This window comes from Streptomyces yatensis (assembly GCF_018069625.1).
In the GTDB taxonomy this organism is placed as follows: Bacteria; Actinomycetota; Actinomycetes; order Streptomycetales; family Streptomycetaceae; genus Streptomyces; species Streptomyces yatensis.
On sequence record NZ_CP072941.1, the window covers coordinates 1352049 to 1370120 of the forward strand.

At 74.2% G+C, this 18072-nt stretch carries 2 protein-coding genes; both read right to left on the minus strand.

The annotated features are described in order from the left end of the window. Positions 1–49: 49 nt before the first annotated feature. Positions 50–4981: a type I polyketide synthase gene (locus J8403_RS04885; protein ID WP_211122036.1), complete on the minus strand. Its 4932-nt coding sequence runs from the start codon at positions 4979–4981 to the stop codon at positions 50–52. Further along, entirely contained in the window at positions 4981–18069 is a 13089-nt protein-coding gene (locus J8403_RS04890) for a type I polyketide synthase (protein ID WP_211122037.1), read from the minus strand. Before J8403_RS04890 ends, J8403_RS04885 begins: the two co-directional genes overlap by 1 nt. Positions 18070–18072 lie beyond the last annotated feature (3 nt).

Genomic DNA, 18072 nt, shown 5'->3' on the forward strand with positions numbered 1-18072 from the left:
CTCAAGAGGGCCGGAACGTCGGTGGCGGCCGGGGCGGTGGCGCGGTGGTTCATCGGGCCGTCAGATCCCGGCCCAGCAGCTCGAACATCCCGTCGAGCAGCTCGAACATCTCGTCGTCCGTGGCCGATTCGATGTCGTCCAGCTCCAGGGCGGCGAGGGTGGTCTGGGCGCGGTCGAGCTCCGCGAGTGACGCGGTGTCCATGGACTCCTCGTCCGACGGCAGGAGTTCCTCCCGCAGCAGCCCGGCGAGGTCGTCGGCGGTCGGGTAGTCGAAGACGAGGGTGACCGGCAGCCGCAGCCCGGTGGCGGCGTTCAGCCGGTTGCGCAGATCGACCGCGGTGAGCGAGTCGAAGCCCAGCTCCTTGAAGGCCCGTCCGGTCTCGACCGCGCCCGCGTCGGCGTAGCCGAGGGCCGCGGCCGCCTGCTCGCTCACCAGCTCCACCAGGGCGGTGTGACGGTCGGCCGCGCTCAGCTCCGCGAGCCGCTTGCGCAGCGCGGCGGCGCCACCGGCCTCCTCCCGGTCCGCCGCGGCCGGGTCCTGCCCGGTGGCGCCCGCCTCGGGGAGGTCGGCGAGCAGCGGCAGCGGCCGGGTGGCGGACAGGGCGGGTGCGAAACGGCCCCAGTCGATGTCGGCGGCGACGAGGAATCCGTCGCCGTGCGCGACCGTCTGCCGCAGCAGTTCCAGGGCTCGCGCACCGTCGATCGGGGGCGCGCCACGGCGTCGCAGCTGGTCCGCCACCTCTCCGTCGATCATTCCGCCGCCCGCCCAGGCGCTCCAGGCCACCGACGTGGCGGGCAGGCCGTCCGCGCGCCGCAGTTGGGCGAGCGCGTCGAGATACGCGCTGGCCGCCGCGTAGTTGCCCTGTCCGGCGGCGCCCACGGTGCCGGCGATCGAGGAGAGGAGGACGAACGCGTCGAGGTCCAGGTCCCGGGTGAGCTCGTGCAGATGGCGCGCGCCCGCCACCTTGGGGCGCAGTACGGCCTCGATCCGTTCGGGGGTGAGCGCGTCGACGGTGGCGTCGTCCAGTGCCCCCGCGGCGTGCACCACGGCGGTCAGCGGGTGGTCCGCGCCGTCGCCGGTGACCGAGTCCAGCAGCTGTGCCAGCGCCGCGCGGTCGGCCACATCGCAGGCGGCGACGGTCACCTGGGCGCCGCGCTCGGTCAGTTCGGCCTCCAGCTCGGCGGCGCCCGGGGCCTGGGGTCCGCGGCGGCTGACGAGCACCACGTGTTCGGCGCCCTCGTGGACCAGCCCGCGGGCGATCTGGGCGCCGACGCCGCCGGTGCCACCGGTGATCAGGACGGTGCCGCGGGGCTGCCAGCGCTCGGCGGAGGAGGTGGAACCGGCCCGCCTGAGCCGCCGGGCGAGGGTGCCCGAGGCGCGGATGGCCAGCTGGTCCTCGCCGTCCTGGCCGGTCAGGGCGCGGGCGAGCGCCCTGAGGGAGCCCTCGTCGATCCTCGCGGGCAGATCGATCAGGCCACCCCAGCGCTGCGGGTGTTCCAGCGCGACCGCACCGCCCAGGCCCCAGACGAGGGCTTGTGCGGGGGCCTCGAGACGGTCGGCGCCACCCGCGGAGACGGCGCCGCGGGTGACACACCACAGGGGCGCGTCGAGGCCCGCGTCGCCCAGCGCCCGTACCAGGGCGAGGGTGGTGGCGAACCCGGTGGGGACGTCGGGTTGCGCCGGATGCGGTCCCTCGGCGAGGGCCAGCAGGGACACCACGCCGCCGGGCGCCCCGGCTTCCCCGAGGGCCTCGGTGATACGGGCGGCGAGCCGGGCGTGGTCGGTGTCGTCCGCGCCGATCCGCAGGGGGACGATCTCGGCGCCGAGCGCGGCGAGCCCGGCGGTGATGGCATCTGTGTCGACGGCTCCGGTGGCCTCGGTGCTGGTGGCCCCGGTGTCGACGGCTCCGGCGGCCCCTGTGCCGGTGGCCCCGGTGTTGTCGGGCATCGCCACCAGCCAGCGGCCGGTGAGCGCGGGGGTCGACGGTCCGTCGACCGGCTGCCAGCCGATGCGGTAGCGCCATGAGTCGAGCACCGCCTGGTCGCTCAGCCGGGACCGCCACGAGGAGAGCAGCGGAAGCACCTCGCTGAGCGGCGCGTCGGGGCCGGTGCCCAAGGTGGCCGTGAGGGTGTCCAGGTCGGCGTTCTCGACCGCGGTCCAGAACTCCGCCTCCGCCGGGCCGGTGGCCGCCTCGGCGACGGGCCCGGTCCGGGGCTCGACCCAGTAACGGGCGCGCTGGAACGCGTATGTGGGAAGGTCGACGCGGCCGGCTCCCCGCCCGGCGAACAGCGCCCGCCAGTCCACCTCCGCGCCGTGGACGTACGCCTGGGCGAGCGAGAGCAGCATCCGCTCGGGGCCGCCCTCCTCGCGGCGCAGGGTGCCGATGACGGCGGCCGCGCTGTCGGCGGCCTCGACGGTGGCCTCCATGGCGGCGGCCAGCACGGGGTGCGGGCTCACCTCCACGAACAGCCGGTGGCCGCTGCTGAGCAGCGCCCGGGTGGCCGTTTCGAGCCGCACGGTCTCGCGCAGGTTGCGGGCCCAGTAGGCGGCGTCGAGCCCGGCGGTGTCGAGGGGTTCACCGGTGACGGTGGAGTGGAAGACGGTCCGCGAGGTGCGCGGACGGATGGGGGCGAGGATGTCCAGCAGCTCGTCGTGGATCTGCTCCACCTGGGCGGAGTGTGATGCGTAGTCCACCGGGATCAGCTTCGCCCGTACGTCCTCGGCCTCGCAGCGGGCCAGCAGCTCGTGCAGCGCCTCCGGTTCGCCGGAGACCACCACCGCGCCGGGGCCGTTGACGGCCGCCACGGAGATACGGCCGTCCCATGCGGCGATGCGCTCCCGCACCTCCTCGACCGGGAGCGAAACGGACATCATGCCGCCGTGTCCGGCAAGGCCACGCGCGATGGCCTGCGACCGCAACGCCACCACCCGCGCCCCGTCCTCCAACGACAACCCACCCGCCACCACCGCAGCCGCGATCTCACCCTGCGAATGCCCCACCACCGCCGCAGGCACCACCCCACACGACCGCCACACCTCCGCCAACGACACCATCACCGCCCACAACGCCGGCTGCACCACATCCACCCGCCCCAACCCCGGACCCCCACCCCGCAACACCTCCACCAACGACCACTCCACAAACCCGGCCAGAGCGGCCTCACACTCCGCGATCCGCCCCGCGAACACCGGCGACACATCCAACAACTCCACCGCCATCCCCACCCACTGCGACCCCTGCCCCGGAAACACGAACACCGGACGGGCCTCCACCACCACCGCGCCCTCGCCGCGCACCACCCCGGCGGACACCCCTCCGGACGCCAACGCCTGAAGATGGCCCAGCAGTTGGGAGCGGTCCGCGCCCACGACCGCCGCCCGGTATTCGAAGGCCGAGCGACCGGTGGCGAGCGCATGGCCGACGTCGGCCGGGGACGGCTCGGGACGCTCGTTCAGCCGCGCCAGCAGCCGTTCCGCCTGCGCCCGCAGGGCCGCTTCGCTTCTGCCGGAGAGCACCCAGAGGACGGCGGGGCCGCCGAGCGCGGTCCCGTCGAGTGCGGGCGCGCCGTCTGCTTCGTCCTCCTCGGCGACCGGGGCCTGTTCGAGGATGACATGCGCGTTGGTGCCGCTCACGCCGAAGGCGGACACCCCGGCGCGGCGCGGGCGGCCACGCTCCGGCCACGCCTGGGCCTCGGTCAGCAGCTCGACCGCGCCGGAGGACCAGTTGACGGCCGGTGACGCCTGGTCGACGTGGAGTGTCCTCGGCAGCGTTCCGTGGCGCAGCGCCATCACCGTCTTGATGACACCGCCGACCCCGGCCGCCGCCTGGGTGTGGCCGATGTTGGACTTGAGCGAGCCGAGCCACAGCGGATGGCCGGGGGCGCGGCCCTTGCCGTAGGTGGCGAGCAGTGCTCCCGCCTCGATCGGGTCGCCGAGCGCCGTGCCCGTGCCATGGGCCTCGACGGCGTCGACGTCGTCCACCGTCAGCCCGGCGGCGGTCAGCGCCGCCTCGATGACGCGGCGCTGGGCCGGGCCGTTGGGCGCGGCGAGGCCGTTGCTGGCGCCGTCCTGGTTGATGGCGCTGGAGCGCAGGACGGCGAGGACCGGGTGGCCGTTGCGGCGGGCGTCGGACAGCCGCTCGAGCAGCACCATGCCGGCGCCCTCGCCCCAGCCGGTGCCGTCGGCGCCCGCGGCGAAGGACTTGCAGCGGCCGTTGGCCGCCAGTCCGCGCTGGTGGCTGAACTCGACGAAGACACCGGGGGTGGCCATGACCGCCACCCCTCCGGCCAGCGCCAGCGAGCATTCGCCGCGGCGCAGCGCCTGGGCCGCCAGATGCATCGTCACCAGCGACGAGGAGCACGCGGTGTCCAGGGTGACGGCCGGTCCTTCGAGGCCGAGGGTGTACGAGATCCGGCCGGAGGCGACGCTGGAGACGTTGCCGATCAGCAGATGGCCCTCGACGCTCCGCGGCGCGTACTGCGGGTCTCCGCCGTACTGGAACGAGGCGAGTCCCACATAGACCCCGGCCCTGCTTCCCTTCAGCGAGAGCGGGTCGATGCCCGCGCGTTCGACCGCCTCCCAGGACACTTCGAGCAGCAGCCGCTGCTGCGGGTCCATGGCCAGCGCCTCACGCGGGGAGATGCCGAAGAAGGCCGGGTCGAACTGGTCGGCGTCGTGGACGAAGCCGCCTTCGCGGGTGTTGCAGGTCCCCGACCGGCCCGGATCCGGGTCGTAGAGTCCCTCGATGTCCCAGCCCCGGTTGGCGGGGAATTCCGAGATCGCGTCCCGGCCGTCGGCCACCAGTCGCCACAGGTCCTCCGGTGAGCGGACACCGCCGGGGAAGCGGCAGCCCATCGAGACGATGGCGATCGGCTCCCGCTCGTCGGCCTCGATCTGGTCCAGCCGCGCACGGGCCTGCTTGAGGTCGGAGGAGACCCGCTTGAGATAGGTGAGGAGTTTCTCTTCGTTCTCGTTCGCCATCAGGAAGCCCCGAATTCGTTGTCGATGAAGTCGAAGACCTCGTCGGCGGTAGCGGAAAGGAGTTCGGTGTCGGGGGATGGGCTGCCGGTGTGCTCCACGGGCGTGCCGCCCAACTTCGCCATGAGGTCGCCGAGACGCCCCGTCAGCCGCTCCCGGACTCCGTCGTCGGCGATCAGCTCCGGCAGTGCGGACTCCCACCGGTCCAGGTCGTCGAGGAGGGTGAGCGCGTCCATCGGCCGGGCCGACGGCAGCTCGCCGCGGAGGTACTCGGCCAGCGGCGCGGGCGCCGGATAGTCGAAGACGAGGGTGGCGGGCAGGTCGAGTCCGGTGACCGTGGCCAGCCGGTTGCGCAGTTCGACGGCGGTGAGCGAGTCGAAGCCCAGCTCCTTGAACGGGCGGCCGCCGGCGACCGCGTCGGACGAGGAGTGGCCGAGCACGGCCGCCGCCTGGGCGTGCACCAGATCCCGCAGGGCCCGGTCCAGGCCCTCGCCCGACAGGCCCGCGAGGCTGTCCAGGAAGGTGTCCGCCACGCCGTCCGGCCCGGCGCCGCCGAGGGCGGGCGCCGTGGTGGCGAGGGCGTCGCGCACCTCCGGCAGTTCGCCGATCAGCGGCCGGGGGCGCGCCGCGGTGAAGCCGGGGACGAAGCGGTCCCAGCGCACATCGGCGAGGACGAGCGAGGTCTCGCCGGAGTGCAGTGCCTCGCCGAGCGCGGCCACCGCCAACTGTGGTGCCATCGCGGACAGTCCGCGGCGGCTGAGGTGCTCCGCCACCTCACCGTGCTCGATCATGCCGTGATCGGCCCAGGGGCCCCAGGCCACCGAGGTGGCGGGGAGGCCACGTGCCGCGCGGTGCTCGGCCAGGGCGTCCAGGTAGGCGTTGGCGGAGGCGTAGGCGCTCTGCCCGCCACTCCCCCAGGTGGCGGCGATCGAGGAGAAGAGCACGAACGCTTCCAGGTGGTCATGGTCCAGCAGCTCGTCCAGATGGGCGGCGCCCAGGACCTTGCCGTCGGCCATCTCCGCGAAGTCGGCCACCGTACTGTCGGCGAGCTGGGAGAACTCCACGACGCCCGCGGCGTGGAAGACGGCGTGCACCGGGTCGCCCCCGGCGGTGGTCCGGCGCAGCAGCGCCGCCACCTCGTCGCGGTCGCGGACGTCGCACGCCGCCACCGTCACCCGCACACCGCCCTCGCCGAGCGCGGTCAGCTCGTCGCGCAGTTCGGCGGCGCCGGGTGCCGCCGGGCCACGGCGGCTGGTGAGCACGAGATGTTCGGCCCCGGAGCGGGCCAGCCAGCGGGCGACCTGCGCGCCGAGCCCGCCGGTGCCGCCGGTGATCAGCACGGTGCCATGCGGCTTCCAGCTCTCCCGGCCCGGTGTGCGCAGCGGCGCCCGGACGAGTCGCCGGACGAACACCCCGGCGTCGCGGAGGGCGAGCTGGTCCTCCGGACCGCTGTCGCCGTCGATGCCGGCGAGCGCGGCGCACAGCCGGTCGGCCGTCCGCTCGTCGAACTCCCCGGGGAGGTCGACCAGACCGCCCCACCGCTGCGGGTGTTCCAGGGCCACGACCCGGCCGAGGCCCCAAGTGGCGGCCTGTGCGGGGCTGCCGAGCGGATCGGATTCGCTCACCGACACGGCGCCGGTGGTGGCGAGCCACAGCGGCGCGGCGATCCCCGCGTCGCCCAGCGCCTGGATCAGCCCCACGTTGAGGGCCAGACCGGTGGTGAGCGCGGTGTGTTCGGGGTGCGGGCCGTCGTCGAGGGCGAGCAGCGAGAGCACACCGGCCGGGGTGCCCGCGGTGGCCACCGCTTGGCGCAGCCGTTCGGCGAGCGCGTCACGGCCGGTCGTGGACAGGATGAGGGGGGTGACGTGCGCGCCACGCCGGTCGAGGGCGGCCGCCACGGCGGCGACCCGCGCGCTGTCGGCCCGGCCCTCGGGCACGGCCAGCAGCCAGGTGCCGGACAGCGGCGCCGGACGTTCCTCGACGGACACCGGGGACCAGGTGATCCGGTAGCGCCAGGAGTCCACGGTGGCGCGGTCGCTCTGGCCCCGGCGCCAGGAGGAGAGCGCGGGCAGCAGTTCGCTGAGCCGCGTCTGCTGGTCGATCTCCAGGGTGGTGGTCAGCGCCTCCAGGTCCTCGCGCTCGACCGCCTCCCAGAAGCGTGCCTCCACGGCGGGCGCGTCCGTGGCGGCGAGGGTCGGCGTTCCGGGCGTGGCGGGGTCGAACCAGTAGCGCTGCCGCTGGAAGGCGTACGTGGGCAGCTCCACCCGGCGCGCACCGCGCCCGGCGAACACCCTCTCCCAGTCCACCTCACCACCGTGCGCGTGGAGTTGGGCGACCCCGGCGAGCAGCGCCTCGACCTCGTCACGGTCCTTGCGCAGGAAGGGGACGAACGCGGCGGCGGCCTTCGAGACGCACTCTTGGCCCATGGCGGAGAGCACACCGGCCGGGCCGATCTCCACATAGCGGGTGACACCCTGCCCTTCGAGGAACCGTATGCCCTCCCCGAAGCGGACCGCCTGACGCACATGGCGCACCCAGTACTCCGGCGAGCACACCTCCTCGCCGGCCAACGCGCCGGTGACGTTCGAGACGATCGCCAGTCGCGGTGCGGAGTAGCCGATCCGGCCCGCCACCTCGGCGAACTCGGCCAGCATCCCCTCCATCAGCGGTGAGTGGAAGGCGTGCGAGACGCTCAGCCGCTTGCTCTTGCCTCCGACCGCCTCGGCCACCGCCAGCACCGCCGACTCCTCACCGGAGATGACGGTCGCCGCCGGGCCGTTGACCGCGGCCACACTCACCCGGTCCTCGTAACCGGCCAGCTGCGGCAGCACCTCGGCCTCCGCGGCCTTCAGCGACACCATCGCGCCGCCCTCGGGCAGCGCCTGCATCAGCCGACCGCGCGCCGCCACCAGCGCACACGCGTCCTCCAGCGAGAACACCCCCGCCACATGCGCCGCGGCCAGCTCCCCCACCGAATGCCCCACTACGAAATCGGGCGCGAGACCCCACGATTCGATGAGCCGGTACAGCGCCACCTCCACGGCGAACAACCCGGTCTGCGTGAACACCGTCCGGTCCAGCGCCTCAGCGTCCCCGCCGAAGACCACCTCCCGGACCGAACCCTCCAGATGACGGTCCAGCTCCCCGCACACCGCGTCGAAGGCCGCCGCGAACACCGGGAACGCCGCGTACAACTCTCTTCCCATACCGGGTCGTTGCGCGCCCTGCCCGGTGAACAGGAACGCCGTCCTGCCCTCCTCGGCGGCCACCGTGCCGGGGGTGATGCCCGTGGCGAGCCGGTCCAGTCCGCTCAGCAGCTCCTCACGGTCGCGGCCGACGACCGCCGCGCGGTGGCCGAAGGCGGACCGGCCCAGGGCCAGCGAATAGCCCACATCCACCGGGTCCAGCTCCGGGCGCGCCGCCACGTACGACCGCAGCCGCTCCGCCTGGGCGCGCAACGCGACCTCGGTGCGGCCGGACACCACCCACGGCACCACGCCGGTGCGCACAGACGGCTCCGGCTCCGGGTCGGCGGCGGGCTCGGCGGGCGGTTCCTCCAGGATGAGGTGGGCGTTGGTGCCGCTGATGCCGAAGGCGGACACCGCGGCGCGGCGCACCCGCTCGCCCACCGGCCAGTCCCTGGCCTCGGTCAGCAGCTCGACCGCTCCCGCCGTCCAGTCCACATGCGGGGTGGGCTCCTTGACGTGGAGTGTCCTGGGCAGCAGACCGTGGCGCATCGCCATGACCATCTTGATGACACCGGCGCCACCGGCCGCGCCCTGGGTGTGGCCGATGTTGGACTTCAACGCGCCCAGCCACAGCGGCCGTTCGGCCTCCCGGCCCTGGCCGTAGGTGGCGAGGATGGCCTGGGCCTCGATCGGGTCGCCGAGCGTGGTGCCGGTGCCGTGGGCCTCGACCGCGTCCACCTCGGCGGCCGACAGCCCGGCGTTCGCCAGCGCCTGCCGGATCACCCGCTGCTGGGACGGGCCGTTGGGGGCGGTGAGGCCGTTGCTGGCGCCGTCCTGGTTGACGGCCGAGCCGCGTACCAGCGCGAGCACCTCATGGCCGTTGGCCCGCGCATCGGACAGCCGCTCCAGGAGCACCATGCTGACGCCCTCGCCCCAGCTGGTGCCATCGGTGTCGGAGGAGAACGCCTTCGACCTGCCGTCGGGGGCCAGGCCGCGCTGCCGGCTGAACTCGATGAACAGGCTCGGCGTGGACATCATCGTGGTGCCGCCCGCCAGCGCCATTGAGCATTCGCCCTGGCGCAGCGCCTGCGCCGCCTGGTGGATGGCGACCAGGGAGGAGGAGCACGCGGTGTCGATGGTGAGCGCCGGGCCCTCCCAGCCGAGGGAGTAGGCGATACGGCCGGAGACCACGCTGGCGGCCTTGCCGGTCAGCAGATACCCCTCCATGTCCTCGGGGATCTCACCGAGCCCCGAGGCGTAGTCCTGGCCGGTGGAACCGATGAACACGCCGCCGGTGCCGCCCCGCGTGGTGTGCGGGTCGATCCCGGCCCGCTCCAGCGCCTCCCAGGAGGTCTCCAGCAGCAGCCGCTGCTGCGGGTCCATGGCGAGCGCCTCGCGCGGGGAGATCCCGAAGAACTCGGGGTCGAAGTGGTAGGCGTCGTAGAGGAAGCCGCCCTCCTTGGCGTAACTCCTGCCCGGCGTATCGGGGTTGGGGTCGTAGAGCTCCTCGACGTTCCAGCCGCGGTCGGCCGGGAAGGCCGAGATCACATCGCGGCCGTCCGCCACCAGTGCCCACAGCTCCTCGGGGCCGCGGACCCCGCCCGGCAGCCGGCAGCTCATGGCCACGATGGCGATCTGATCGTCGTCGGCGGGCCGGACGGCGGCGACCACGGCCGCCACCTCCTCCCGCTCGCCGAGCGCCTCGCGCCGCAGGTGGTCCACGAGCACGGCGGGGGTCGGATAGTCGAAGAGGAGGGTGGTCGGCAGCCGCAGCCCGGTGGCGGCGCCCAGCCGGTTGCGCAGTTCCACGGCGGTCAGGGAGTCGAAGCCGACCTCCCGGAAGGCGCGGGTGGCCTCGATGTCCTCCGGGGCGGCGAGCCCCAGTACGGCCGCCGCGTGTTCCCGCACCAGGTCCAGCAGGAACGGGTCCCGGTCGGCCGCCGCCAGGGCGGCCAGCCGACGGCCGAGCGAGCTCTCGTCGGTTTCCGCGGCCCCGCCGCCGCCACCGGCCCGTACCACCCGGCGGACCGGCGTCCTGACCAGGCCGCGCAGATAGGCGGGTACGGCGTCCTGGCCGGGCGTGCCGCTCGTGGCCCGCCTGCGCAGATCCGCCAGATCGAGCCGGACGGGCACCAGAGTGGCATCCCCGGCCGTCCGCGCGGCGTCGAAGAGTTCCATGCCCTCCGCGCTGGGCAGCGGACGGATACCGGAGCGCGCCATGCGCCGCACATCGGCGTCGGCGAGATGGCCGCTCATACCGCTGCGCTGCTCCCACAGGCCCCAGGCGAGGGACTGGGCGGCCAGGCCGCGGGCCCTGCGGTGCTGGGCGAGGGAGTCCAGGAAGGCGTTGGCGGCGGCGTAGTTGGCCTGTCCGGCGTTGCCGATGGTGGCGACGACGGAGGAGTAGAGGACGAACGCGGCGAGGTCGTGGTCCGCGGTCAGCTCGTGCAGGTTCCATGCGGCGTCCGCCTTGGGCCGCAGCACCCGGTCGAGCCGCTCGGGATTCAGCGCGTCCACGACTCCGTCGTCGAGCACCCCCGCCGCGTGGATCACGGCGGTCAGCGGATGCGCGGCGGGTATCGCGCCGAGCAGCCCGGCGAGCGCCTCCCGGTCGGCCGTATCACAGGCGGCGACGGTGACGGTGGCCCCCAACGCGGCCAGTTCCGCGCGGAGTTCGGCCATGCCCTCGGCGGCGGGCCCACGTCGGCTGGTCAGCAGCAGCTGCCGTACGCCGTGCTCGGTCACCAAGTGGCGGGCGAGGAGCCCGCCGAGGGTGCCGGTGGCGCCGGTGACGAGAACGGTGCCCTCGGGGTCCAGCCGTCGGTGCACGTCGGGGGCCTCGGTGGGCCGTGTGCCCGCGGCCCCGGCTCCCCTGGCCACCCGGCCCAGCCGGGGCACCCGCGCCCGGCCCTCGCGCACCGCGCACTGCGGTTCGCCGGAGGCCACCGCGCCCGGGAGGGCGTCGACCGACTCCGGGTGGCCGTCGAGATCGACGAGGACGAAGCGTCCGGGGTGCTCCGACTGCGCCGAGCGCACCAGCCCCCATACGGCGCCGTGTGCCACATCGGGCACCTCTTCGCCGGGGACGGCCGCGACCGCGCCCCGGGTGACGAACACCAGCCGGGAGGAGGCGAGGCGCTCATCGGAGATCCACCGCTGGATGAGCGCCAGCACGCGGTGGGTGGCCGCGTGGGCCGCCTCCGCCACGTCCCCGTCGCCCCCGGCGGTGCTGGTGCACGGCACCAGCACCGCGTCCGGCACGTCCGCCGCCTCGTCATGGGGCACCGCGTCCACGGCCGGGGAGAGCCCGAGCGGATCGTCGCCGAGCACCGCCCAGGTCGCCGGGGCCGCGGTGGCGTCAGCGGCGGGCGCGGCGGGCCACTCCAGGCGGAACAGCGACGGGTGGAGGGCGGAGCGGCCGCCGATCGGTTCGGGCGTGTCCACCGCGCGCAGTACGAGCCGGTCCACCGAGACCACCAGGGCGCCGCTCGGGTCGGCCGCGGCCACCGCGTAGGTGTCGCCACCGGCCGGTGTCAGCCGTACCCGCAGCGCCGTGGCGCCCGTGGCGTGCAGGACGACACCGCTCCATGAGGAGGCCAGCCGCGCCCCGCCGCCGTCGCCCGGGGCCGCCACCGCGTCGAGCACCGACTCCAGCAACACCGGGTGCAGACCGTAGCGCTGGGCGTCGGCCTCCTCGGCCTCGGTCAGCCCCACCTCGGCGTAAAGCTCCTCACCGAGCCGCCAGGCCGCGACGGCGCCGCCCGCCACCTCCACCGGGACCGCGTCGGCCGGGGGCCACACGGCGAGGCCCGGGTCCGCGACCGGCGCACCGGCTCCCAGGACCGCGGTGGCGTACCGGGTCCACGGCTCGTCGGAGTCCGCGCCCTCGGCGCGCGCGTAGACGCTGAGGGCGCGCAGGCCGCCACCGTCCGGGGCGCCGACGCGCACCTGGATGACCGCGGCGCCCTTCTCGGGCAGCACCAGCGGCGTGTCCAGGGAGAGTTCCTCGATCCGGTCGCGGCCGACCTGGTCGCCCGCCCGGATCGCCAGTTCGGCGAGGGCGCTGCCGGGGAGCACGGCAGCGTCCGGGCCGGTGCGCTCGGTCAGCCAGGGGTGGTCCTGTGCGGAGATCCGGCCGGTGAACAGATGGTCGTCCGCCCCGGCCAGCGCGACCGCCGCGCCGAGCAGCGGATGTCCGGCCGCGGCGAGTCCGGCGGCGGCCACATCGCTCGCCGCGACCGGCTTGTCCAGCCAGTACCGCTGCCGCTGGAACGGATACGTCGGCAGCTCCACGTCCGGTGCGCCGCGCTCCGGGCCGCCCGCGAACACGGTGTCCCAGGACGGCTCGACACCCTGGACGTACGCCTCGGCGAACGAGCCGGCGAAGCGCTCCGGGTCGCCCTCGTCCCGGCGCAGCGTGCCGACGATGGCGGCGGCGTCCCCGCCGGCGTCCTCGACGGTCTGCTGGAGCGACATGGCGAGCATGGGGTGCGGAGCGCACTCGATGAACGCGGTGTGGCCGTCGGCGAGCAGCGCCCGGGTGGCCCGCTCGAAGTCCACCGGCTCGCGCATGTTCCGGTACCAGTAGTCGGTGTCCAGCTCCGTGGTGTCCAGCGGCCCGCCGGTCACCGTGGAGTAGTAGGCGATCCGCGAGGCGCGCGGCCGCACCCCCGCCACCTCGCGCAGCAGCCGCTCGCGCAAGCCGTCGACCTGCGGGGAGTGTCCGGCGGTGTCCACGCCGGGCACCCGGCGGGACTTCACTGAGTCGGCGGCGAGTTCGGCCATGAAGGCGTCCAGGGCCTCCGGGTCGCCGGAGACGGTCACGGTCGCGGGGCTGTTGACGGCGGCGATGCCGAGCCGTTCGCTCCACGGCCGGAGCCGTTCGGCGACTGTCTCGGCCGAGGCGAGCACCGAGAGCATGCCGCCCTTGCCGCTCAGTTCGGCCCATGCCTGGCTGCGCCGGGCCACCACCTTGGCGGCGTCCTCCAGCGAGAGCCCTCCGGCCACGTACGCGGCGGCGATCTCGCCCTGCGAATGGCCCACCACCGCGGCCGGTTCGACGCCGTACGAGCGCCACAGCGCGGCCAGCGACACCATCACCGCGAACAGCGCGGGCTGGACCACGTCGATGCGGGACAGCGAGGGGGCGCCCGGCTCACCGCGCAGCACATCGCGCAACGACCAGTCCAGGAACGGCTCCAGGGCGTCGGCGCACGCTTCCAGCCGCTCCGCGAAGACGGGTGAGGCGTTCCACAGCGGGAGCGCCATCCCGATCCACTGCGAGCCCTGCCCGGGGAAGACGAACACGGTCTTCCGACGGCCGCCCGCCGTGCCCTGGACCACATGGGGCGCCGGGGCGCCCTGTGCGAGCGCGCCGAGCCCGTCCAGGAGCCGCTCCCGGTCCCGGCCGAGGATCACCGCCCGGTGGCCGAAGGCCGTCCGGGTGGTGGCGAGGGCGCGGCCGAGTGCGGCGAGGTCGGTGCCGGGGTGGTCGGCGAGGTGGTCGCGCAGCTGCTCGGCCCGGGTCCGCAGCGCCTGTTCGGTGCGCCCGGTCAGCACCCAGGGCAGTACGGGCAGGCCCGGGGCGGCGGGGCGGGGCTCCTCCGAGGTGGCGGCCGGTTCGGCCGGGGCCTGCTCCAGGATGGCGTGGGCGTTGGTGCCGCTGATGCCGAAGGACGAGACGCCCGCGCGCCGCGGCCGCGGGGTCTCCGGCTCCGGCCACGGCCGGGCCTCGGTCAGCAGTTCCACGGCCCCGGATGTCCAGTCGACATGTGGCGAGGGCTCGTGTACGTGCAGGGTCTTGGGGAGCGTGCCGTGGCGCAGCGCCATCACCATCTTGATGACCCCGGCCACGCCCGCGGCCGCCTGGGGGTGGCCGACGTTGGACTTGAGCGAGCCGAGCCACAGCGGCCGGTCCTCGGGGCGGTCCTGGCCGTACGTGGCGAGCAGGGCGCCCGCCTCGATGGGGTCGCCGAGCGAGGTGCCGGTGCCGTGTGCTTCGACGGCGTCCACATCGGCCGTGGTGAGCCCGGCGTCGGCCAGCGCCTGCCGGATGACGCGCTGCTGGGCCGGTCCGCTCGGGGCGGTGAGGCCGTTGCTCGCGCCGTCCTGGTTGGTGGCGGAGCCACGGACCAGCGCCAGCACCCGGTGGCCGTTGCGTCGCGCGTCCGACAGACGCTCCAGCAGCACCATGCCCACGCCTTCGCCCCAGCCGGTGCCATCGGCGTCGGACGAGAACGCCTTGCAGCGGCCGTCGGGCGACAGCGCCTTCTGGCGGCTCAGTTCGACGAAGATCCCGGGGCTGGACATCACGGTGGCGCCGCCGGCCAGCGCCAGCGAGCACTCGCCCTCACGCAGCGACCGTACGGCCATGTGCAGCGCCACCAGGGACGACGAGCACGCCGTGTCCACGGTGACCGCCGGGCCCTCGAGTCCCCAGGTGTAGGCGATCCGGCCGGAGGCGACGCTGGTGGTGCCGCCGGTCAGCAGATAGCCCTCGAACCCTTCCGACGCCTCGTCCATCCGCGGCCCGTAGTCCTGCGGCATGGTGCCGACGAAGACGCCGGCGTCGCTGCCCTTGAGCGTGGTGGGATCGATCCCGGCGCGCTCGAACGCCTCCCACGCGGCCTCCAGCAGCAGCCGCTGCTGGGGGTCCATCGCCTGGGCCTCGCGGGGGCTGATGCCGAAGAAGGCCGGGTCGAACTGGTCGGCCTCGTAGAGGAATCCTCCCTCGCGCACATAGCTGGTGCCGTGGCGGGCCGGGTCCGGGTCGTACAGCCCCTCCAGGTCCCAGCCCCGGTTGGCGGGGAAGCCCGCGATGGCGTCCCGGCCCTCGCCGACCAGCTGCCACAGCTGCTCGGGCGTGCGCACCCCGCCGGGGAGGCGGCAGCTCATCGCCACGATGGCGATCGGGTCGTCGTGGCCGGTGGCGTGCCGGGCGGCGGCCGGACGCGGGGCCGGGGCCGTGGCCGTCCGGGAGCCCACCGCCACGTCCTGGACGTGGCGGGAGAGGGCCAGCGGGGTGGGATGGTCGAAGAGGACAGTCCCGGCGAGCCGTGTTCCGGTGGCGGTGCTGAGGAGGTTGCACAGCTCGACGGACATCAGCGAGTCGAAGCCGAGATCCTTGAAGATCTTCTCGGGGTCGACGGTGTCCGGTCCCCGGGAGCCCAGCACCCAGGCGGTGTGCGTACGGACCAGCTCCAGCGCCACGCGCTCGCGCTCGGCGGGGTCGGTCAGGGCGGCGAACTCCTCGCGCCAGGAGAGGGGTTCACCGGTGGCGGCCTCCTCGATCCCGGGCAGGTCGCTGTCCAGCCAGTAGCGCTGCCGCTGGAAGGCGTAGGTGGGCAGCTCCACCCGGCGCGCACCGCGCCCGGCGAACACCCTCTCCCAGTCCACCTCACCACCGTGCGTGTGCACCTGGGCGACCCCGGACAGCAGCGCCTCGACCTCGTCACGGTCCTTGCGCAGGAGGGGTACGAACGCCGCCGGGCCGGATACGCACTCCTGGCCCATGGCGGAGAGCACACCGGCCGGGCCGATCTCCACATAGCGGGTGACACCCTGCCCTTCGAGGAACCGTATGCCCTCCCCGAAGCGGACCGCCTGACGCACATGGCGCACCCAGTACTCCGGCGAGCACACCTCCTCGCCGGCCAACGCGCCGGTGACGTTCGAGACGATCGCCAGTCGCGGTGCGGAGTAGCCGATCCGGCCCGCCACCTCGGCGAACTCGGCCAGCATCCCCTCCATCAGCGGCGAGTGGAAGGCGTGCGAGACGCTCAGCCGCTTGCTCTTGCCTCCGACCGCCTCGGCCACCGCCAGCACCGCCGACTCCTCACCGGAGATGACGGTCGCCGCCGGGCCGTTGACCGCGGCCACACTCACCCGGTCCTCGTAACCGGCCAGATGCGGCAGCACCTCGGCCTCCGCGGCCTTCAGCGACACCATCGCACCACCCTCGGGCAGCGCCTGCATCAACCGACCGCGCGCCGCCACCAGCGCACACGCGTCCTCCAGCGAGAACACCCCCGCCACATGCGCCGCGGCCAGCTCCCCCACCGAATGCCCCACCACGAAATCCGGCGCGAGACCCCACGACGCCACCAGCCGGAAGAGCGCCACCTCCACGGCGAACAGCCCGGTCTGCGTGAACACCGTCCGGTCCAGCGCCTCAGCGTCCGCGCCGAAGACCACCTCCCGGACCGAACCCTCCAGATGACGGTCCAGCTCCGCGCACACCGCGTCGAACTTCGCCGCGAACACCGGGAAGGCGCCGTACAGTTCACGCCCCATGCCCAGCCGCTGGGCGCCCTGCCCGGTGAACAGGAACGCCGTGCCGCCGCGGCCCGCCACCGTGCCCGGGACCACACCCGTGGCCAGTTCGTCGAGGCCCCTCAGCAGCTCGTCCCGGTCGCGGCCGACGAGCGTCGCCCGGTGGCCGAAGGCGGACCGGCTCAGCGCGAGTGAGTGGCCCACATCCACCGGGTCGAGCTCCGGGCGCGCCGCCACGTACGACCGCAGCCGCCGCGCCTGGGCCCGCAGCGCGGCCTCGCCGCGGGCCGAGAGCACCCAGGGCACCACGTCGAGGTCCAGCGGCCGTTCCACGACCGGGACTTCGGCGGGCGCCTGCTCCAGCACCATGTGCACATTGGTGCCGCCCATGCCGAACGAGCTGACGCCCGCGAGCCGTGGGGTGTCCGCCTCCGGGGCCCACGGGGCGAGCGCGGTCTGGACCGTGAGGCCCAGGCTGTCCAGGGGGATGGCGGGGTTCGGCGTCTCGTAGTTGAGGCTCGGGAACAGTTCGCGGTGGGTGAGCGAGAGCAACGTCTTGATGAGGCCGGTGATCCCGGCGGCGCCTTCGAGGTGGCCCACGTTCGTCTTGGCGGATCCGACGCGCAGGGGCGCGCCGTCGGCCCTGCCGGCGCCCAGGACGGCGCCGAGTGCCTCGGCCTCGACCGGGTCGCCGACCTTGGTGCCGGTGCCGTGCAGTTCGACGTACTGGACCCGGGCGGGGTCGACCCCGGCGCGCTCGTAGGCGGCGCGCAGCATGGCCTCCTGGCCGTGGGCCGCGGGGGCGGTGAGGCTGCTGCCGCCGCCGTCGTTGTTGGCCTCGGAGCCGCGGATCACGCCCAGTACGGGGTCGCCGTCGCGTCGGGCGTCCGCGAGCCGCTTGAGCACGACGAGGCCGCCGCCCTCACCGCGCACATAGCCGTTGGCGCGGGCGTCGAAGGTGAAGGAGCGGCCGTCCGGGGAGAGCGCGCCGAACCGGGAGGCGGCGATGAAGCTGTCGGGGGCGAGGTTGAGCTGGACGCCGCCGGCGACGGCGGTCTCGGTCTCGCCGCGCCGCAGGCTCTCGCAGGCCAGGTGGACGGCGGCCAGGGACGAGGACTGTCCGGTGTCCACGGCCACGCTGGGGCCGCGCAGTCCCAGGGCGTAGGAGACCCGGTTGGCGATGATGCCGCGGTTCAGGCCGGTGAGGGTGTGCTGGGTGATGGCGGCCGGGTCGCGGCGGTGGACCAGGGTCGCGTAGTCGTCGGCGATGGCGCCGATGAAGACGCCGGTACGGCTGCCCTCGAGATGTGCGGGGACGAGTCCGGCGTTTTCCAGGGCCTCCCAGCACAGTTCCAGCGCGAGCCGCTGCTGGGGGTCCATCGCCAGTGCCTCGCGGGGTGAAATCCCGAAGAACTCAGGATCGAACTCCGCTGCCGTTTCGACGAACCCGCCGAATCGAATGCCGGCGTCCCGGAGCTCATCGGCATACCGGTCCGCCGGAATCTCCGTGATGGCACTCTCTCCATTGCGCAGCAACTGCCAGAACTCATCCGGTGTCGATGCGCCCGGTACGCGACATGCCATACCGATGACCGCGATGTGCCCGTGCCGCACCAGGGAGTTCTCCGACATCAC